Source organism: Pseudomonas sp. NPDC089918 (assembly GCF_050280605.1).
Classification (GTDB): Bacteria; Pseudomonadota; Gammaproteobacteria; order Pseudomonadales; family Pseudomonadaceae; genus Aquipseudomonas.
In genome coordinates, this window is sequence record NZ_JBNNVP010000006.1 from 1 (window position 1) to 18,907 (window position 18,907).

Below are 18,907 nucleotides of genomic sequence, written 5' to 3' on the forward strand. Positions count from 1 at the left end.
TCCGAGTCCGTGCTGGCCCGCGTGCAACTGATTCTGCGGGTCGATCCGAAGAACCGTCTGGACATCGACCCGGTTCTGCTGGAAAAAGAAGTGGTACAGGCCTGCCGCAGCTGGCAGGACGACTACGCGAGCCTGGTGGTCGAGAGCTTCGGCGAAGCCCAGGGCACCAACGTGCTGGCCGACTTCCCGAAAGGCTTCCCGGCCGGTTACCGCGAGCGTTTCGCAGCCCACTCGGCTGTAGTCGACATGCAGCACCTGCTGAGCCTGAGCGAAAAAAATCCGCTGGTGATGAGCTTCTATCAGCCGCTGGCCCAGGTCTCCGGCCAGCGCATGCTGCACTGCAAGCTGTATCACGCCGATACGCCGCTGGCGTTGTCCGACGTGTTGCCGATCCTGGAAAACCTTGGCCTGCGCGTGCTGGGTGAGTTCCCGTATCGCCTGCGTCATAACAATGGCCGCGAATTCTGGATTCACGACTTCGCGTTCACCGCCGCCGAAGGCCTGGAACTCGACATCCAGCAACTCAACGACACCTTGCAGGACGCTTTCGTCCACATCGTGCGTGGCGATGCCGAGAACGATGCCTTCAACCGTCTGGTGCTGACCGCCGGCCTGCCATGGCGCGATGTGGCGCTGCTGCGTGCCTACGCCCGTTACATGAAGCAGATCCGTCTGGGCTTCGACCTGGGTTACATCGCCAGCACCCTGAACAACCACACCGACATCGCTCGCGAGTTGACCCGGTTGTTCAAGACCCGTTTCTACCTGGCGCGCAAGCTTGCCAGCGATGATCTGGAAGACAAGCAACAACGCCTGGAACACGCGATTCTGGCAGCACTGGACGATGTTCAGGTGCTGAACGAAGACCGCATCCTGCGTCGTTACCTGGACCTGATCAAAGCGACCCTGCGGACCAACTTCTACCAGACCGACGCCCACGGTCAGAACAAGTCCTACTTCAGCTTCAAGTTCAACCCGCACCAGATTCCAGAGCTGCCGAAGCCGGTTCCGAAGTTCGAAATCTTCGTTTACTCGCCTCGCGTCGAAGGCGTGCACCTGCGCTTTGGCAACGTTGCTCGCGGTGGTCTGCGCTGGTCCGACCGTGAAGAAGACTTCCGCACCGAAGTCCTGGGCCTGGTAAAAGCCCAGCAAGTGAAGAACTCGGTCATCGTGCCAGTGGGTGCGAAGGGTGGCTTCCTGCCGCGTCGCCTGCCACTGGGCGGCAGCCGTGACGAGATCGCGGCCGAGGGCATCGCCTGCTACCGCATCTTCATCTCGGGCCTGTTGGACATCACCGACAACCTGAAAGACGGCGCGCTGGTACCGCCGGCCAACGTCGTGCGTCATGACGACGATGACCCGTACCTGGTGGTGGCGGCGGACAAGGGCACTGCAACCTTCTCCGACATCGCCAACGGCATCGCCATCGACTACGGCTTCTGGCTCGGCGACGCCTTTGCGTCCGGTGGCTCGGCTGGTTACGACCACAAGAAAATGGGCATTACCGCCAAGGGCGCGTGGGTCGGCGTACAACGCCACTTCCGCGAGCGCGGCATCAATGTTCAGGAAGACAGCATCACTGTAGTGGGCGTCGGCGACATGGCCGGTGACGTGTTCGGTAACGGCTTGCTGATGTCAGAAAAGCTGCAACTGGTCGCTGCTTTCAACCACCTGCACATCTTCATCGACCCGAACCCGGAGCCAGCCAACAGCTTCGCCGAGCGTCAGCGTCTGTTCGACTTGCCGCGTTCGGCGTGGTCGGACTACGACACCAGCATCATGTCCGAAGGCGGCGGGATCTTCTCGCGCAGCGCAAAAAGCATCGCGATTTCCCCGCAGATGAAAGAGCGTTTCGACATTCAGGCTGACAAGCTGACCCCGACCGAACTGCTGAATGCCTTGCTCAAGGCACCGGTAGACCTGTTGTGGAACGGCGGTATCGGTACGTACGTCAAAGCCAGCACCGAAAGCCACGCCGATGTCGGCGACAAGGCCAACGATGCACTGCGGGTGAACGGTAACGAACTGCGCTGCAAAGTCGTGGGTGAGGGCGGTAACCTCGGTATGACCCAATTGGGTCGTGTCGAATTCGGCCTCAATGGCGGCGGCTCCAACACCGACTTCATTGACAACGCCGGTGGTGTGGACTGCTCCGACCACGAAGTAAACATCAAGATCCTGCTGAACGAAGTCGTGCATGCCGGTGACATGACCGACAAGCAACGTAACCAGTTGCTGGCGAGCATGACCGACGAAGTCGGCAACCTGGTGCTTGGTAACAACTACAAGCAGACTCAGGCCCTGTCCCTGGCGGCACGTCGTGCCTTCGTGCGGATTGCCGAATACAAACGTCTGATGAACGATCTGGAAGGCCGCGGCAAGCTGGATCGCGCCATCGAGTTCCTGCCGGCTGAAGAAGCGATCAACGAACGCCTCGCGGAAGGCCATGGCCTGACCCGTGCCGAGCTGTCGGTGCTGATCTCCTACAGCAAGATCGACCTCAAGGAAGCGCTGCTCAACTCCCTGGTGCCGGACGACGACTACCTGACCCGCGACATGGAAACCGCTTTCCCGCCGACGCTGGTGAGCAAGTTCTCCGCTGCCATGCGCCGTCACCGTCTGAAGCGTGAAATCGTCAGCACCCAGATCGCCAACGATCTGGTGAACCACATGGGCATCACCTTCGTTCAACGACTCAAAGAGTCGACCGGCATGAGCCCGGCGAATGTTGCGGGGGCCTATGTAATAGTTCGGGATATCTTCCACCTCCCGCACTGGTTCCGGCAGATAGAAGCCCTGGATCATCAGGTATCGGCCGACGTACAACTGGAGCTGATGGACGAGCTGATGCGCCTGGGTCGCCGCGCTACGCGCTGGTTCCTGCGCAGCCGTCGCAACGAGCAGAACGCTGCCCGTGACGTCGCGCACTTCGGTCCGCACCTGGCGGCGTTGGGTCTCAAGCTCGACGAACTGCTGGAAGGCCCGACCCGCGAAGGCTGGCAGACCCGTTATCAGGCCTACGTCGAAGCCGGTGTACCTGAGTTGCTGGCACGCATGGTTGCAGGCACCACTCACCTGTACACCTTGCTGCCGATCATCGAAGCTTCGGATGTGACCGGTCAGAACGCAGCGGACGTGGCCAAGGCCTACTTCGCCGTGGGCAGCGCGCTGGACATCACCTGGTACCTGCAACAGATCAGCGCTCTGCCGGTTGAAAACAACTGGCAGGCCCTGGCCCGTGAAGCGTTCCGTGATGACGTCGATTGGCAACAACGTGCGATCACCATTTCCGTCCTGCAACAGGGCGACGGCACCCAGGACGTGGAAACACGCTTGGCGCTGTGGATGGAAGAGCACGAAGGCATGATCGAACGCTGGCGTGCCATGCTGGTGGAAATCCGTGCCGCCAGTGGCACCGATTACGCCATGTATGCGGTGGCCAACCGTGAGTTGTTGGATCTTGCGCTGAGTGGAGCCCCATAAGAGCTCGAACTCGCACTCAAAGTACGAACTCACGTGACAAAATTCGCTACAGGTTAATAACTGTCGTAGCGTTGTTTCTTGTGAGTTTTGCTAATATTTTTAAGAAAAATTCGAAGTGGTTGTGTCACGCTTTCAAGATTTTTGTTAATGAAGTACATGAAAAAAAGGGAGCGTTTTGGCTCCCCATTATATTTCGTTTTAAAAAATCACTCTCTTGTATTACCAAGGCATGGCGCTTTACCTGATAGCAATAATGTGAGTGCAGCTAGTATCCCAAATAATATAATTACAGTCATATGAAGACCAACTTCATTGCCGGCTATTCCAAGCGCTAACGCACAGGCTGCAGCTGCGCCGTAGGTTATGGCTGCGTAAAAAGAGGATAGCGCTCCTTGTTGAGCAGGGGAGGATCCTTTTGTGAAGGTGATGAGGCCCAGGCGATACGAGACTCCAATACCCATTCCAATCACTGCGAAACCTATGGTTGCTAATGAGGACAGTCTTAGATCTGCGCCGAGCAATAAAAAGATAATTCCAGCCGTTATCGTAGCTACCCCGGAACTCCATGGGGCTATTTGACCGAGCCACGGGCTGCAGAGTTGACCGGCGGCGCTGAAAGCTAACAAAATAATTATCCCATATGCACTGATCCAACCCATCTCAAGTGCTGCATAAAACGATGGCAGAGAAACAATCGCCGCGCTAATTGTTATCCACGACAGGCAACCAACTGTGAGGGCAATTGGATGGTTGCGGATACTGCTCCAGACTACCGCTTTACCTTTGCTGACCTCGCACAACAGTTTGCTATTATCTTGATGGCGTAGCACGAGGATGATCGACAGGGCGATGAGAAGAAACAAACAAACGACGCCATGGAATAAGAATGTCCAGCGCATAGCAGCGGCTCCCCACAATGCAATACACGCTTGAGCAAATGCTGTACCTGCGACGGCTCCAATTAGGTTGCCAGTGGCGGACAGAGAGCGTCCCAAAGAGCCGAGAGCAGCAACAACCAGCGCTGCTGCTGATCCAGTCCCAATACCACCCGCAATGCCGGCTATTGCACGTCCCAGCAAGATACCTGAGCCGGTCGCAGTGGAAAGGAAAACATCAGAAATAGCCGCAACGAGAAGTGAAAGGCAGAGCATCGGTGAAGACCATCGAACAAATGTCGGGTGAGAGCAAATAAGCAATACGCCGATTAAGACACTGACATAGCAAACAAATGTCAATGACATCATCAACGGAGTAAAACTCAATACCTGGTGATAAAGCGGTAGCATCGGGGTCGTGGCATTGGTACCAGCTAGCAAGATGCTGAAAGCCAAGGCAGCAGTGATTCCCTGGGCGATTCGCAAGGAGGTTGAGTATTTCGGCGTCCTTTCGCTGGGCGAGTAAAGGAGGTTGGAAACCATTTTGTGCTCTCTCGATAATTCATTGATTAAGTCAAGTTGACTAATGCTTGTCTAAGAGCTGACGACTGAATGATGAACGCACGGCATGCAATATGCGGCATCTGAATCTCATTTCAGTTGAGCATTGATAAGCGGTCGATATTATTTTACTTGTGTCTTAGCGAATCAAGAGACTTAGCAGTAATGTGCTTGTGGCGCTATCTTATCAGTGAATGATTGATGGTTTTTCAGGGGTTTTTTCGGGAGGAGGTCAATTTTTTAATCTGCGGGCCATAGTGATATGCGTTCGACTTAAGAATAAATCGAACGGTGGCTATGATTAAGTAAGTGGTTTGATTAGGGGTGTATGTTTTGATGTGTGACTATGTAATAGTTTGGAGTAAAACAGCGCGGTATTTTTAGATGCTGCGTTGATAGATAAGGCGAAAGTTTTGAAGTGTAATTTAAGGTGGTTTTTTCTGAATTCGGAAGCTGATCGCAAGTTTCTGAAGTTGAGTGGCTTCTGCATCTAGTACGTTGTATGCTTGTAATGTTGCTTCTGCGTTGGTCGTGCTTTGTTGGTTTAGTGGATTTAGCTCGTTAACATCTACGTTTAGCGTTTCCACGACTGCCGACTGTTCCTCTGTTCCTCTGTAGCAGTAGCAACAGATTGGTTCTGGCCATCGATCTCACCGATTCGCTCTGTCACAACACTAAGTCGACTTTGTGCATGTTGTGCGACTTGGACACTCATTGTGCATTGTTGCTGACTTGCGTTCATAAGATTGACAGCGTTTCGTGAGCCGCCTTGGAGCTCGTCTATCATTGCTTGAATCTGCTGTGCGGAGCTTTGGGTGCGTTGCGCTAAACTACAAACCTCATCAGCTACTACAGCGAACCCTCGGCCTGCCTCACCTGCCCGTGCTGCTTCAATTACGGCACTTAATGCCAAAAGGTTTGTTTGTTCTGATATCCCCCCGAATGACATCGAGAATCTGGCCAATATTTGAAGCTTTGCTATCGAGTGCTTCTATATGGTCGGGGTGTTGAGTCTTTCTTGCTTCAGGAAGAGAAGAACCCCCCTAGATTTCAATGTGTCGGACGCTAGATGCGAGTCTCGTTTCCTCTCCAAATACACAAAAATGCCGCTCACAGGGCGGCGTTTTTGTTTGTGCGTAATTTGTGGGCTACGTCGAGGATAGTTCACGATCTCTACATTCGTTCCGGCACTTTTTGCGGAAGCTACTTCTAAACCCATTCATCAGGGCCTAGGTGCAGGCAAGAGACCATTCGAAAAATTAGCCGCTGGTCGAAAAGCAACACTCCATCCAGGGTGTGGGCTGAAGTGTGGGCTGGAAGATTTTACCAAACCCCAGAAACGACAAAGCCCTGAATAATCAGGGCTTTAGCGTGCAAATATGCGATGACCGCTTCTATTGTTTCTCAAGCCCCTCCAAACCATCCTGGTCGATCATGATCTCAGTGAGCTTCTCGCTCAGCAGGTTCCACGCTTCTTTTTTCTCTTCGGCATAATCATGGTGTAAGTAGTGACGACGGACTCGAGAGCCCGCCAGCACGTGGTTTTGGCACCGGTCTATCACATCAAGGCTTATGCCCCAGGCTTGCATCATGGTTGCACCCGTTCGTCTCAGGTCATGGGGTGTCCATTCCCCATTCACACCACCGGACAGCACTAGGGTGTCATCATGGCGGCGACGTGAAAGCGGCTTGCGATTTTTGAAGCATGATTGGCGGTCTCCCACCTGTTTGCTGACGACCTTGAGATCGACATGACCATCATGATGCTTAGCGGGGAAGCACCATTGAGAGTGTCCTGTAAGCAGCCGAAGCTTGCTGAAATAATGGATCGCAAACGCAGATAGGAATACGTGGTGGTCCTGCTTCTTTCCCCGGCTACCTTTGACGCTTGCCACGGGAATAAACCAGACACCATTTTCCAAATCAACGTTTTTCCATTCGGCCTGAAGCAGTTCGCCGATCCGGCATAGCGTTCCCAAACAGATCCAAAGCGCAAGTTGGGACTCTGGCTTGAGCGGGCGAACCCCATCATACTTTTCTCCGGCAGGTAGTGCTGCATAGTCCGCGGTCATTTTTTGAAAGCGTTGGTGTAATTCTTGAAGTTCGCTAGGGGAGAGGATCCGAGTTCGCTCCTCCTGGTAGTCACCGGGTACAAGTTTATTGATTTCGACCAAGTCTGCTGGGTTTCCGTCAATCAATAGTGTTCGCCATGGCTGGCGTTTCTGGGCCCATCCAAACATCTGAACGATATCCGAAAAAAGACTGATGGCCTGACGAGTAGCGCCTCGAGCTATTACAGAACGCACCAGGCTCCGCAGGTCATGCTCACTGACTGTACTGATGACTTTAGAGCCAAGGGCGGGGTAAAGATCTTTTGCGAATTTTCTCCGTAGCTCGGCATTACCATCCTTTCGTGCCACGCCATCGCGAAGCCATTCTCCCGCTAGATCTAGCAGCGTTAGTTCCTTAGCTTTTTGCTGATCGGCGTCTGCGAGTTGTGCTGCCAGCTCCGCTTTTAATCTGACCTTCCCGGCGCGCTTGTTTTCATTAGGATTGATCCCTTTGGCTACTAGGTCTCGCGCTTCGTTGCGCTCCTTGCGTATTTCGGTCAGCGACTTGTTTGGCCAGGTACCGCACGAGAAGCGGGTATAGATCCCTTCCCAGCGAAACTGGAAGTAAAAGGGGATGGCGATTCCTTTTTTGCGGAGTGAGACCCTGCCTGCGAGGCTGCCTTCGTCGCGTATGATGATGCCGACATCCTGCTCGGTCAGTGCTTCCAATTCCTTGGCAGTGAGCTTGGCCACAATCAACCTCCTAATAAATTTACTCCCACATTTACTCCCACCGATTCGTCAGCTAAGGGTAGATCAGGATAGAGATCGTTGGAAGAGTAAAGCGCTTAAGGTGCCTTGTTTTACTGGGCTTTAGGATTCTATAGGGGATTGGCGCGGGCCAGGGATGACTAATGCTTAACTGAATGGGGTGCTAGGGGTCGAGTGTTCGAATCACTCCGTCCCGACCATATAATTCAAAGGGTTGCGAGATTTTATCTCGCGACCCTTTTTTATTTTTGGTCGTTTTTACCCCTACAAAACCACTGGCTCTGGGTGGAATTCTCGTGGCTTTTTTGTAATCCAACGCCAGCTTTAGCGCTTTATGGCACGGTCTTTAGTAGCACGTTGCCGACTATTCTTGGCACTTTGAGTACCCACGCCGCTCTTCGCTTACGGGGCTTCGACAGATTGTTTATCAGTTTTACTTGTTAGGCCGACGGAGCCTTTCACAGTCATGCGGCATATTTTGAAAGCACTGCACGATACCCGCCGGATCGACCCGGCGGATACTTTTCGGTTTTGGAAAGGGCTGTTACAGCCCGATTTCCATAAAGCGGCGAGTAAATATCTTGGCGTCTATGGGTTGGTCCAGTACCTGCTCGAAGCGAACTTGTGTGCTGTGCCCTGTCTCCAGGTTTTTCATCGAAAACAGGTTAGGGCGCCATTCGGTGGTGCCCGCCGTCGCAGGAAACTCACGGATGTCAGAGCTGGTTCGTATTTTGAATAGCTGCCCGCTTTTATTGAAATATTGCTCCTGGATTGCGGTGTAGTACTGCTGTTCGACCCAGATAATCCTTTTGCCGTATAAACCCTGCTCCATTTGTTTTTTAGTCGTCGGCGTCGCTTCAACGACCCAGCATTTACGCTCGACGCCACTGTTGTCCTTGATCGTTTCTTCACGCAGGATTTTGTAGCTGTGGTGTTTGACACCGACCACGCCATCGGTAATCGACATGTCCTCGTAAGTGAAGTCCGTGCCGACAAAGCTTTGGGTCTGATCCGCCCCGGCGATCCGCCGAACTTTGCGCAGCGCCGGCAGATAGATCCAGCGATCCGGGTCTTCTTCAGCGTTGGATTTTTCCAGTGCCAGTACGCGCGTGCCTTTCACATCTTTCGGTTCCACGAACTCCAGATAGGATTTGCGCGCCGCTTTATCACCATCGTCAATTCGCAGTTTTAATGTTCGCTCGCGCACATTGCCCTGCGCATCCGTCATCGTAATAAAGACATCGCTGGTCTCCGAGAGGCTTTTACGGGAGTCTTCGTTGAGCAGCATAATCTGCTCGCCGGTGTAGCTCTGGGCGAAGGCAGAAGGGATTACCGCACTGAAAATGAGCGCTATGAGGTTAAGCTTTTTCATTGAAATACAATTCCATTTGGCGAAGTTAAAGGGTTTGGAAAAGCGCCTGGCGAGGCGCTTTCTGAGGGATTTCATTTGACTCGATCGGATGGTTGCCACGTACCTGGCCGTTAACGGCATTAATCAAGGCGGCGGCGACGCAGGTTGCCGATACGGGGCGGTATTTTTTTAACGCGCCAACGAACGCCCAGCCCAGGAAGCGGGAGGCGTGGCGACTGAGGCGTTGAAAAGGGCGGCGGTCATCCTTGCTTCCGTAAATCATGGAAGGGCGGATGAAACAAACGGTTTCAAAGCCCAACCCGGACAGTTCGGTTTCCGCTTGAGCCTTTACCTGAAAGTAGTCATTGGACGAGTTCAGGTTCGCCCCCAGGCTGGAGACATAGCCGATGCGGCTCGCGCCGTGCAGTTGGGCATGCCGGGCAAGTAATACCGGGTACTGGCAATCCACCTTGAGAAAAAGCGCCTTGTCACGGCTCGATTGTCCAAGTGCGAAATAAATGTCGTCGCATTTACCCCAATCGCCAGACCGTTGAATATCGTCAAAATCAATGACCGCTTCACGATACTGTTCATGGCGCAATGATGTGGCGGTACGGACAATCCCCAATACGCTGGAATAACGAGCGTCCTGACATATCAGGGCAACACATTCGCTGCCCACTTGTCCGCTCGCACCCACGACCCATGCGGTTCGTTTCATTGTCTTAAGCGTCCTGTCCGGGTGAAAGAATGGGCGACAGCCTGTCGGTCCCTTCCACAACACGAGCCAATAGTTCGATGATGTTTGGTTCCTGTTCCAGGATGAAGAAATGCCCGCCCTGGCAGGTGTGCAGCGCAAAATCCTGATTCGTGTGTTCCGACCACCGCTGCATCTGCGCAGGTGTCGCGAGGGCATCCTTGTCGCCCGCAAGCGCCACCAGCCGGGAGTTGACGCGGGTGAAGGCGTGCCTTTGTGCATCAACGTTCAGGCGCAGGTCGTCCCGGATAATCGGTAAATACATCTCCATCGCTTCACTGTCGGCCGCCAGTTGGGGAGGCAAGCAACCCAGGGAGATCAGGAAGTCGATCAGTTCCCGGTTCGACGATTCCGGATCAATGTCGGTGAGACGGGTTTCGTCCGGCACCGTGCGCGCGGAGATCACGACCGTTTTTGCGCAACGGTCATGGCGTTGCTCCAGCGCCTGAGCCACCGCGAACCCCAATGCACCGCCCAGGCTATGACCGAAGATCGAAAACTCACCTTTTATGTGGTTGTTGATCTCGTCTGCCAGTTGAGCCGTCAACGTCGAAAAGTCAGTAACACGCGCTTCCCGATGACGCCCTTCGCGACCAGGCAACTGGACTGCCAACAATTGAGTGGGTGAGTCGAGCAGCTTCGCCCAACGACGATAGAAGCTAGGGCCGCACCCGGCGGGTCCAAAACACAAGAGCACGGGGGCGCCCTGGCGATGCTCGGTGAAAGGTACGAATGTCCGGCTCATTGAAACAGTCCTTGAAATAAGTGACGCTGCAGGCATCGCGCAGTGACTAATGGGCGATCGGTTCCAGCGTCCCGGTCGCTTGTTCTACGGGGACGAAAGTGACGGCGACTCGCAGCGTTGCCGGTATCAGAATGAGTGTAAAAATCGCGCAGGCGACCATCGATGCGGCGGTCAGCAAACCCAGATTCACAATGGCCGCGTAGTTCGAAAGGCAGAGAATGGCAAAGCCGCACGCCAATGAAAGCGAGTTGATGATGATCGGCCGGGCAACCGAGTTGACCGTTTTGCCCAACACTTCGTTATGGTTCGTGCCCGGTACTTTCGAGTAGGTCTTGTAAACGCTCAGGAAGTGGATGGTGTAATCGACCCCCACGCCAAAGCAGATGCCACAGATCATGGCGGTGCCGATATCCAACGAGATATCCAGGACCTGCATGAGTGCGCCGATAAAGGCCAGCGTAAAGATGAGCGGCACCATGCTGACCATGCCGAATTTCAGCGAGCGGAATATCGCGATCATCATCGAGGCAATCAGGATGAAAGAGAAAACGAAGCTATAAACCTGGCTTTTAACGATCTCCGGAATGTTGCTTGCTTGCAGCTCCCCCGTACCGAATACCTCGACGGTCACGCCTTCAGGCACCACCGTGGCGGCATAACTGCGTATGTCATCAATGATGGCTTCCCACGTTGTCCCTCGGTCGGTGTAAGCCATGCCGATAATGCGGGCACTGCTGTAGGTGTAGTCGACCACATCTTTTATCTCGCTGCCGTTGCCAAACTCATAAAGCAGGAAGTATTGAGAGATCAGCTCTTGCGAGGCATCGGCCGGTAGACGGAAGTTTGAATCGTCGGACATCAGCTCATTGATGCGATTCAAGTAGTCAACAGGCGAAATGGTGTAGCCAATTTGCTCATGACGCTTGAGCCGTTGCTCGATCAGGCGCAGCGCATTGATAAAGTCGGGTTGTTTGACCCGGTCCTGGGTGTCTGACTTGAGCCAGATGGAGACCGGTACGGTTCCGCCGAAGTATTTGTTAAGCACGTCGTTGTCTTGTCGCACAGCGGTGGACTTTGAAAATGACGATATGTTTTCGTTGTCGACCCTGACCTGAAGACTCAGGTACGTGGCCCCCACCAAAATAAGCAGGCTCACGCTCAGCAACCGCCAGGGATTGTTGCGTGACAGACGATTCGCCGCGTGACTGAAGCGGTCGACGAACAGCATGAATCCATTGTCGTTGCTTTGCTGGATTTGCTGTTTTGGCAACTTCAGGTAAGGGAGAAGGGCGGGCAGCAAGGTAATGGTAATCACAAAGGCGAATGCAACACCGATGGCGACGAAAATGCCGAACTCGCGGATGAACGTCAGGTTGGTGAACGCCATCGCAATAAAGCCGACAAATGTGGTGAACGACCAGATGAGCATTGGGCCAAGCAGGTAATGCGCCGTGTTTCTTATGGCCGTCTCGGCATCGCTTTCGACCACGCGTTCGTAATAGGCGCTGATGAAGTGGATGGAATCGGCGACCGCGATTGAGATGATGAAAACCGGAATCATGTTGGTGATGATGTTCAGTTTGAACCCAGTCAGGCTCACCAGGCCCATGGTCCAGATCAACGACAGGATGGCGATCAGCAACGGAATCCATACGCCCTGCCAGCGGCGGAAACTGATGTACAGCAACAATGAAATAACCAGCACGACGAAGGGCAGGAACTTGTTGTTGTCCTTCTCGACGATGTCGGTGATGGCCGCGTAGTAGGTGGCCGTGCCGCCAATGTGGAATGAGTCTTCGGAAGGGATTTCATTGACCTGTCTTAACACCTCGGTGTAAGCGCGCTGCAGGTTCCGGGAGTCTTCCTCATCCACGGCTAGCTCGATCTGAATCATCGAGGCCTTGCCTTGGGGGGAGATCAAGGAGTTGCTGAACATCTCGTTGCCAAAGACTTCCTCCGACAGGTTGTTCAGCGCCTGGGTGTCTGACGGTACGTCGGTCATCAGGTCGTGAACGTCGAGTGCGTCGCCATCGAGTTCGATGTTTTCCACATCGGCCAGGCTTCTGACTTTAACGACAGGCGCTGCACGTACGGTGAGGTCCGCGACGTAGTCTTTAACGTTCTGCGGGCAATCAGCGAGCGTTGCCAGGTAAGACGACAAGGCCTTCAGCGTGTTTTTGTCGAGTGCGTCGATACCTCCGGCCAGTATTTGCTCAACCATGCCCTTGCTTTGGGCATCGAGCGCCGCCGACTGGAGTCGCTCGTTATCGTCTTCGTCAATCAGCGTCAGTTTGGCGAACTGTTGTGTCAGCGTTTTGATCGATGCCAGCGACGCGGGATTGAAGATGGAATCTTCCTGGGTAACGACGCCGACCAGAATTTGCTCGCCGGAGCCGCTGAAATGCTGGCGCGCTTCGGCCATCAGCACACGACCCTTGAAGTCCTTGCCGAGCAGAAACAGTGACGGGTTGACTTGCAGCGATAACAACTGCAAGCAGAAAAATATCGTTGTCAGGGCCAGGACCCCAAGGGTGGCCTTCTTGTGCCTCAATATGAAACTGGCGTAGCGCTGAGAAAAGGACGTCACTGAACTGTTCCTTGTTTTTGATAAAAATTTTTCAGGTGAATAGGGCGCGGATCAGCCGGTGACCGGCAATGCCGTCGGCACGCTGTATAAGCGTTTCGCTGCGGTGAACGCCGGGTAGAAACGCTCGAAGTAACTGTTCAGTTGTGCACCTTGCTCAAGGTCACACCGTAGCGCCAGATACCCGTCCGGCCTGACCAGGAACAGACCTCCGTTCTTGACACCCAGTTGCTCGCGCAATACATCCGTCATGTCATATCGAGCCTCGAAACCAGCGCTGATCGTTGAGTCTGTCGAGGCAGGGATGCGTATCAGGTAGGCCCGCAAGAAGTTGGCCGGCCAACGAGCAGCGCTCAGGGCGTGGGCGATTTGTTGACAGTGAGCTTCGCTGTCCGGTGTGTTGTCCTCGAAGACAAACAACGAATAGTGGATGCCTTTGAGCAGTTCGAAGAGACGCCGGGCATCACCGTTTTGTTCGAGCACCGTGCCGTCGGGCATCCGCTGGCCGGTGAGCGGCCCCTGTTCGACTGTTTGCCGGGCCTGGGGCGCGAGTAACGTTGTCGCGTAATCGATTTGAAAACCCGTGACCTGTTTCATGATCCTGTTCTGGAAGCGACGGGTCGTCGCGAGCGTCGGCACCAGGGCATCGCGCAACAAACGCAGCAACGGATGTTTCATGTTCAGCATGTGCATTTGTTGTTGGGTGTTTTTCAGCACGGTTTGCGCCACGGGCCTTCTTTCTGCCTGATAGCTGTCAAGCAGCGTCTGGCTGGCGTCGTGATTGAGCACATGGGCGATTTTCCAGGACAGGTTATAGGCGTCCTGCAATCCGGTGTTGAGCCCCTGGCCACCAATGGGGCTGTGGACATGACAGGCGTCCCCGGCCAGAAAAAACCGGCCAACCCGATACTGCTCCGCCAGGCGATGTTGAAAAGTCGTGACCGACAGCCACACCGGATCACTGAGAGTGATGTCTTCGAAGCCTCGCTCATGCAGCCGGGCGTTGACCCGCTCGATGTTCAGGTCCGCGGTCGTCAACGTGCTGTCTTCGCAATCGATGACGACTCTGTGTTTGCCGCCAGGGAGCGGGAACAACATCATGTAACCATCACCTGAAGTGAACACATGACCGCTGCTGTTCTCGCCTTTCCACGACAACGTGCCGTCGGCAATGATGTAGGGCCGCTTGTAGGGTGCGCCGTCGAAGGCAATCCCCGATGCTTTGCGCACGTGACTAAACCCGCCATCGCAGCCAGCCACCAAGGTGCATTCCAGAGATTGCCGGTTGCCGCGCTCGTCATTAAGGGTCGCGTGGGCCGCGTGTTCGTTCTGGATGAGGCTGTGCAATTCGATCCCGCGTTCGATGCGGCCGCCTGACTCCAGATAGCGGGTTTCCAGTATTTCTTCGACGCAGTTTTGTGGAATGCTGGCCGTGAACGGGTAGGGCACATCCAGTTGCCCGAGGTTGTAGGTGATCAGCCGCTTGCGATTGCTGTAGATGTTCATTTGCTCGACCCGAACAGCTCGGGCGAGCAGTTGCTCCAGCAAACCCAAGTCCTCAAGCACTTCCATTGAGCGAGAATGAATGGCGAATGCCTTGGAAAAGGTCTGGCGTTGCGGGCGCTTGTCGATCAGCCTGTGGGGGATGCCGAAGCGTTGCAGTTGTAGACCCAGCAGCAATCCGACCGGGCCGGCACCGACAATAAGAACGGGGGTAGTGCCTTTCGCTTGGTGGCTCATTTCAGACCTCCCTGGTCACTGAGTGCAGTGTTCAAAAGACCGGTAGTAGGGGTACTCGGCGATATCCAGCAGATTGCGGTCGCCCTCGCTATCGCCATAGGCGTGAATCACGTAGTCGCGCGGGTTTCCGATGATTTGCTGGACCCGGATGACTTTCTCTTCCGCCTGACAGTGCGGCCCATCCAGTTCGCCGGTCAGCCGACCATTGCGTTCCTTGAAGCGCGAACCGCTGACGGCGTCGAAACCCGCGGCTTTGCCCCAGGGTTCCAGGTAGACATCGGCCGAGTTGCTGATCAGCAGGCAACGGTGCCCTTGAGCTTGGTGCCACTTGAGCCGTGCAAGAGCTTCGGGCTTCAGCCAGTCGGGAATGTCCTGCTGGGCGAACAGCACGCCCAGGGTGCGGTATTTTTCGACACTGATACCGGTCATGCAGCGACGGATCATGACTTCACGAGCAGCCATCAATGGAATGACCTTTAGCGCCAACAGGATCGCCGTGGGAATCAGGCTGATGGCGACGAGGGTGAAACGCGGACGGCCGATCAGCCGTCGCAAAAAGCGCCAGAAGGTATGGCGGTCGGTGAGCGTGCGGTCAAAGTCAAAGACGGCGATGACCGGTTTATCGTTAGGTTGAGTAGGCACAGGTGATCCTTGCTGTCATGGATTGACGCGTTAAATGGTGGCTTCCAGGGAACGGGCCGTTTGATAGTCCGCGGGCTGGAGAATGAGCCCGCGACCTTCAACGGTGCCCAGGGCCCTGCCGTTCTGCACGATGTGGCAGCGGCTGTGGCTGCGATGCAGGTGGCCATCCTTGAACATCAGGTCGATGTATTCGGCGATCAGAAACACTGGGCTGTCGTGCTCGGCAAAGGAGTCGAACTGAATGTGCATGTCGTCCAGGACGAACGGGAAGTCGTGAGGCACGCCCTGGAACAAGTGTGTGCAGGCAATCCCGAATTGACGCACGGCTTCAATCAGGTACAAGCCGGGAATATGGTCCTGTGCGTGCTCATAGAAGAACGGGTGGGTCTGGTCGTGAAACAGTTCTGCGGCGTACCAGCCCGTGTCTTCAATGGCGGCGATAGCGCCCAGCAACACATTGCGTTCGCTGGACTTGTGGACATGCCTTTTGTTCATTCGACCAACGTTGTCCACGTTCCCGGAGGCGTTCCACTGCGTCAGCCAGGCCATGGCGAAATCCCGGCCGCTCAGGGCGTCTGGCGTTGCCAGGCTCGGCTGGGTTTTGCCGACGGCGGTGTGGACGAAGTCCAGCAGTTCGCCAAGCTGGCCGGTATGAAGCAGGTCGAGCGGGATCTTGCCGAGGGTGGGGTAGGCCTTCTCGACGCGGGTACGCAGTTCCGCCAGCATCAATGAGTCGAAACCCACGTCGTCGATCAACAAGCTTTCGTCAGAGAGGCTGTAGTCTTCCAGCTTGGCCAGTTGTCGAATCAGGTACTTCACGTACTCCCGAGCGCTCATGCTGGAAGGGTCGGCAAGCACCAGGTTCGCTACAGGTTGGACGTTGGCGTTGGACTGCTCGTCATTCAACGCGTTCAGCCGTTCGAGCCAATAACGACGGCCCTGGAAGGCATAGGTGGGCAGTGGCATTTTTTTGCGTTGCGGGCGGTTGTCCCACGCCGCGGCAATGAGCGGCGTTCCAGCTTCATACAAGGTGACAAGGGTCGCGCCGATATCGGCCCAGACATCGGCCCCGGACTTCGCGGGTATCTGCACCGATGTGATATTGACGTGACGTGTCAGGTATCCGTCGATGAAGCTGGCGTCCCCCATGGCAATGATGACGTTGACGGCATCCGCCTGTAGCGCCTGGTCTAGCCCCTCCGGATCCATATTCAGCTGCAGCGGTTGATGGCGATCGGACTTGTTCCGGTAGAGGTAGGCGAGGGCTTTGTCCTGAGCGCCCAGGCCGGCAATCGCCAGGATCGTCTGCTCCAGCGAGAGCGCGCCGACTAGGGCGGCGGCCACCGGGTGCGCAGGACCGTACGCGATAATCCAGCGGGGCAAGACGCCCAGTGCGCGCCACATCATGGCGAACCCATAGAGCAGCGCGCCGTCGATCAGGTCCTGGTCCTGTTCATTCGCTGCCGCGTTCCACAAGGCTGCGGAAACGTCGCGGCCAAGGGTTTGTGTGGCAGTGTCCAGGTACTCGGTCGATGCTTTTTGAAACAGCAGGCTGGCTTCCAGTAGCGGGCGCAACCGGGCTCTGCTCTGGGGATCGAGCTTGCCCATGACGAAACCGATTTGCGGGCCTCGAGGGTCATGCCGGGTCACGAGACGTTCAGCGGTCAGCGATTGATGCAGCGCTTGAATCAGGTCACGGCGGCTTTTGCCACTGACGGCGATTCGTTGCTCGAACTGACGGCGGCCAGTGTTTTGCGAGAAGCAAATATCGGCCAATGCCTGCTCGTCGCTGCTTTCGAGAAAATCAATCAGCCTGGGGATGTACGCTTTAAGCGCCGACTGTTCGCGGGCACTGATGAACAACAGTTGCTGCGGGTGTTCAACGCCGGGCTCACGGTGAGTCGCAGGGGTGTAGGACTCCAGGATGATGTGGGCGTTGGTGCCACTGAAACCGAACGAGCTGACCGCCGCCAGACGCGACGCTGGTACGCCGGCTGCTGGCGCCGGCGTGCTGAAGGCCGGCCAGGCTCTTGGGTCCGTGCATATTTCGATGTTCTCGACGTTGAGATCGACAAACGGATTGGGGGTGTCGAAGTGCAACTGAGCAGGGATCTTGCCGTGCTGCAGCGCTTTGGCGACCTTGATGATGCCGGCAACACCCGCCGCGGATTCACAATGGCCGATGTTGGTTTTGACGGAGCCCACCAGCAACGGCGCGGCACGGCCTGTTGCCCGTCCGTAGACCGCGCCCAGCGTTTGCAGCTCAATCGGGTCACCGAGCTTGGTCCCGGTACCGTGGGCTTCGACATAACTGACGTCTTTGGCGTTGACGCGGGCATTGTCCAGGGCGCTGCGAATGACCCTGACCTGCGAAGGGCCGTTCGGCGCCATGATGCCTTGGCTCAGACCATCCTGGTTGACCGCCGAGCCGCGGATCAGCGCATAAATATGGTCACCGTCGGCCACCGCCCGGGACAGGCGTTTAAGCACCAGCACACCACAGCCTTCGGCGCGGACGTAGCCATTGGCCGATGCATCGAAGGCCTTACACAGCCCCTCGGGCGAATGCATCATGGCCTGGGATTGGGCGATCGAGGTGGTCGGTGCGAGCATGACGTTGCAACCGCCGGCCAGGGCAAAGTCGCACTCGTTCTGGCGCAGGCTCTGGCAGGCCAGGTGCACGGTGACCAGCGACGACGAACAGGCCGTATTGAGCGTGACGCAAGGGCCCTTGAAATCGAAGGTATACGACACTCTTCCCGAATGGACGCTTTCATGATTACCGGCGTTCATGTGCGCCGCGATTTCATCCAGGTTCAGGTGGCGGACCAGCAGGTCGGAATGGTCCTTGTTCATTATTCCTGTAAAAACGCCGGCATTTGAACCGCGCACTTTATCCGGGGCCATGCTGGCGTTTTCCAGCGCCTGCCATGTCACCTCCAACAGCAGTCGTTGCTGCGGGTCCATGCATTCGGCTTCGCGGGGTGTAATGCCGAACAGCTCGGCGTCGAAGCGCAGGACGTCATCGAGCAGGCCGGCATTGGGCGAATAGGTTTTCCCGGGCACCGGGCTTTGCGGGTCGAAATAGCGCGCCTGGTTCCAGCGCTGGTCTGTCAGTGGCGAGACACTGTTCACGCCCGCGCACAGGTTGCTCCAGAACTGCTCGACACCGTCGTCGGCGCCAGGGTATCGGCACCCGATCCCAACAATGGCAATGGGCTCGTGCTGGCGGTTCTCAAGTTCTTTGATGTCACTGTTGAGCCGCTGGATTTTTCTTAGCGCGTTTTCCATGAGCGCGCGGCTATCGTTTTGTTGCGTCATGCTTGCATTCCCTTTCGCGTGCGGTT

The 18,907-nt window shown here is 55.7% G+C and carries 10 protein-coding genes and 1 pseudogene; 1 reads left to right on the plus strand and 10 read right to left on the minus strand.

Translation table 11 applies throughout. The features are described from left to right. On the plus strand, positions 1-3,483 hold a 3,483-nt coding region (locus ACQKPC_RS06215), incomplete at its 5' end, for an NAD-glutamate dehydrogenase (RefSeq protein WP_427623628.1). Between the two features lie 206 nt (positions 3,484-3,689). Here the strand turns inward: ACQKPC_RS06215 and ACQKPC_RS06220 are convergent. The 10 genes and pseudogenes from ACQKPC_RS06220 to ACQKPC_RS06265 all read right to left on the minus strand — a co-directional run bounded on the left by ACQKPC_RS06220 (position 3,690) and on the right by ACQKPC_RS06265 (position 18,881). Beyond that, positions 3,690-4,901, minus strand: a complete 1,212-nt coding sequence (locus ACQKPC_RS06220) for an MFS transporter (RefSeq protein ID WP_427623629.1) — start codon at positions 4,899-4,901, stop codon at positions 3,690-3,692. A gap of 443 nt (positions 4,902-5,344) precedes the next feature. Beyond that, positions 5,345-5,866, minus strand: a pseudogene (locus ACQKPC_RS06225) (methyl-accepting chemotaxis protein); the annotation flags it as partial. Positions 5,867-6,313: 447 nt separating this feature from the next. Next, positions 6,314-7,723, minus strand: coding sequence for a tyrosine-type recombinase/integrase (locus tag ACQKPC_RS06230; protein ID WP_427623630.1), 1,410 nt, complete (start codon positions 7,721-7,723; stop codon positions 6,314-6,316). Positions 7,724-8,285: 562 nt separating this feature from the next. Continuing rightward, entirely contained in the window at positions 8,286-9,113 is an 828-nt protein-coding gene (locus ACQKPC_RS06235; RefSeq protein ID WP_427623631.1) for an outer membrane lipoprotein-sorting protein, read from the minus strand. A gap of 25 nt (positions 9,114-9,138) precedes the next feature. Next, positions 9,139-9,813, minus strand: coding sequence for a hypothetical protein (locus tag ACQKPC_RS06240; RefSeq protein ID WP_008072402.1), 675 nt, complete (start codon positions 9,811-9,813; stop codon positions 9,139-9,141). Positions 9,814-9,817: 4 nt separating this feature from the next. Continuing rightward, a complete protein-coding gene (locus ACQKPC_RS06245; protein WP_008072401.1) occupies positions 9,818-10,594 on the minus strand; it encodes a thioesterase II family protein in 777 nt (258 codons plus the stop codon). Positions 10,595-10,640: 46 nt separating this feature from the next. Continuing rightward, on the minus strand, positions 10,641-13,181 hold the full coding sequence (locus ACQKPC_RS06250; RefSeq protein WP_008072400.1) for an efflux RND transporter permease subunit: 2,541 nt from the start codon (positions 13,179-13,181) through the stop codon (positions 10,641-10,643). A gap of 51 nt (positions 13,182-13,232) precedes the next feature. Beyond that, positions 13,233-14,918: an FAD-dependent monooxygenase gene (locus ACQKPC_RS06255; RefSeq protein ID WP_008072399.1), complete on the minus strand. Its 1,686-nt coding sequence runs from the start codon at positions 14,916-14,918 to the stop codon at positions 13,233-13,235. A 15-nt stretch (positions 14,919-14,933) separates the two neighbouring features. Then, the gene (locus ACQKPC_RS06260) at positions 14,934-15,560 is read right to left on the minus strand and encodes an HAD family hydrolase (protein ID WP_008072398.1); all 627 of its coding nucleotides are present in this window, start codon (positions 15,558-15,560) and stop codon (positions 14,934-14,936) included. Between the two features lie 30 nt (positions 15,561-15,590). Then, positions 15,591-18,881 carry a beta-ketoacyl synthase N-terminal-like domain-containing protein gene (locus ACQKPC_RS06265; RefSeq protein ID WP_008072397.1) on the minus strand — a complete coding sequence of 1,097 codons (3,291 nt, stop codon included), beginning with the start codon at positions 18,879-18,881 and terminating at the stop codon, positions 15,591-15,593. Positions 18,882-18,907 lie beyond the last annotated feature (26 nt).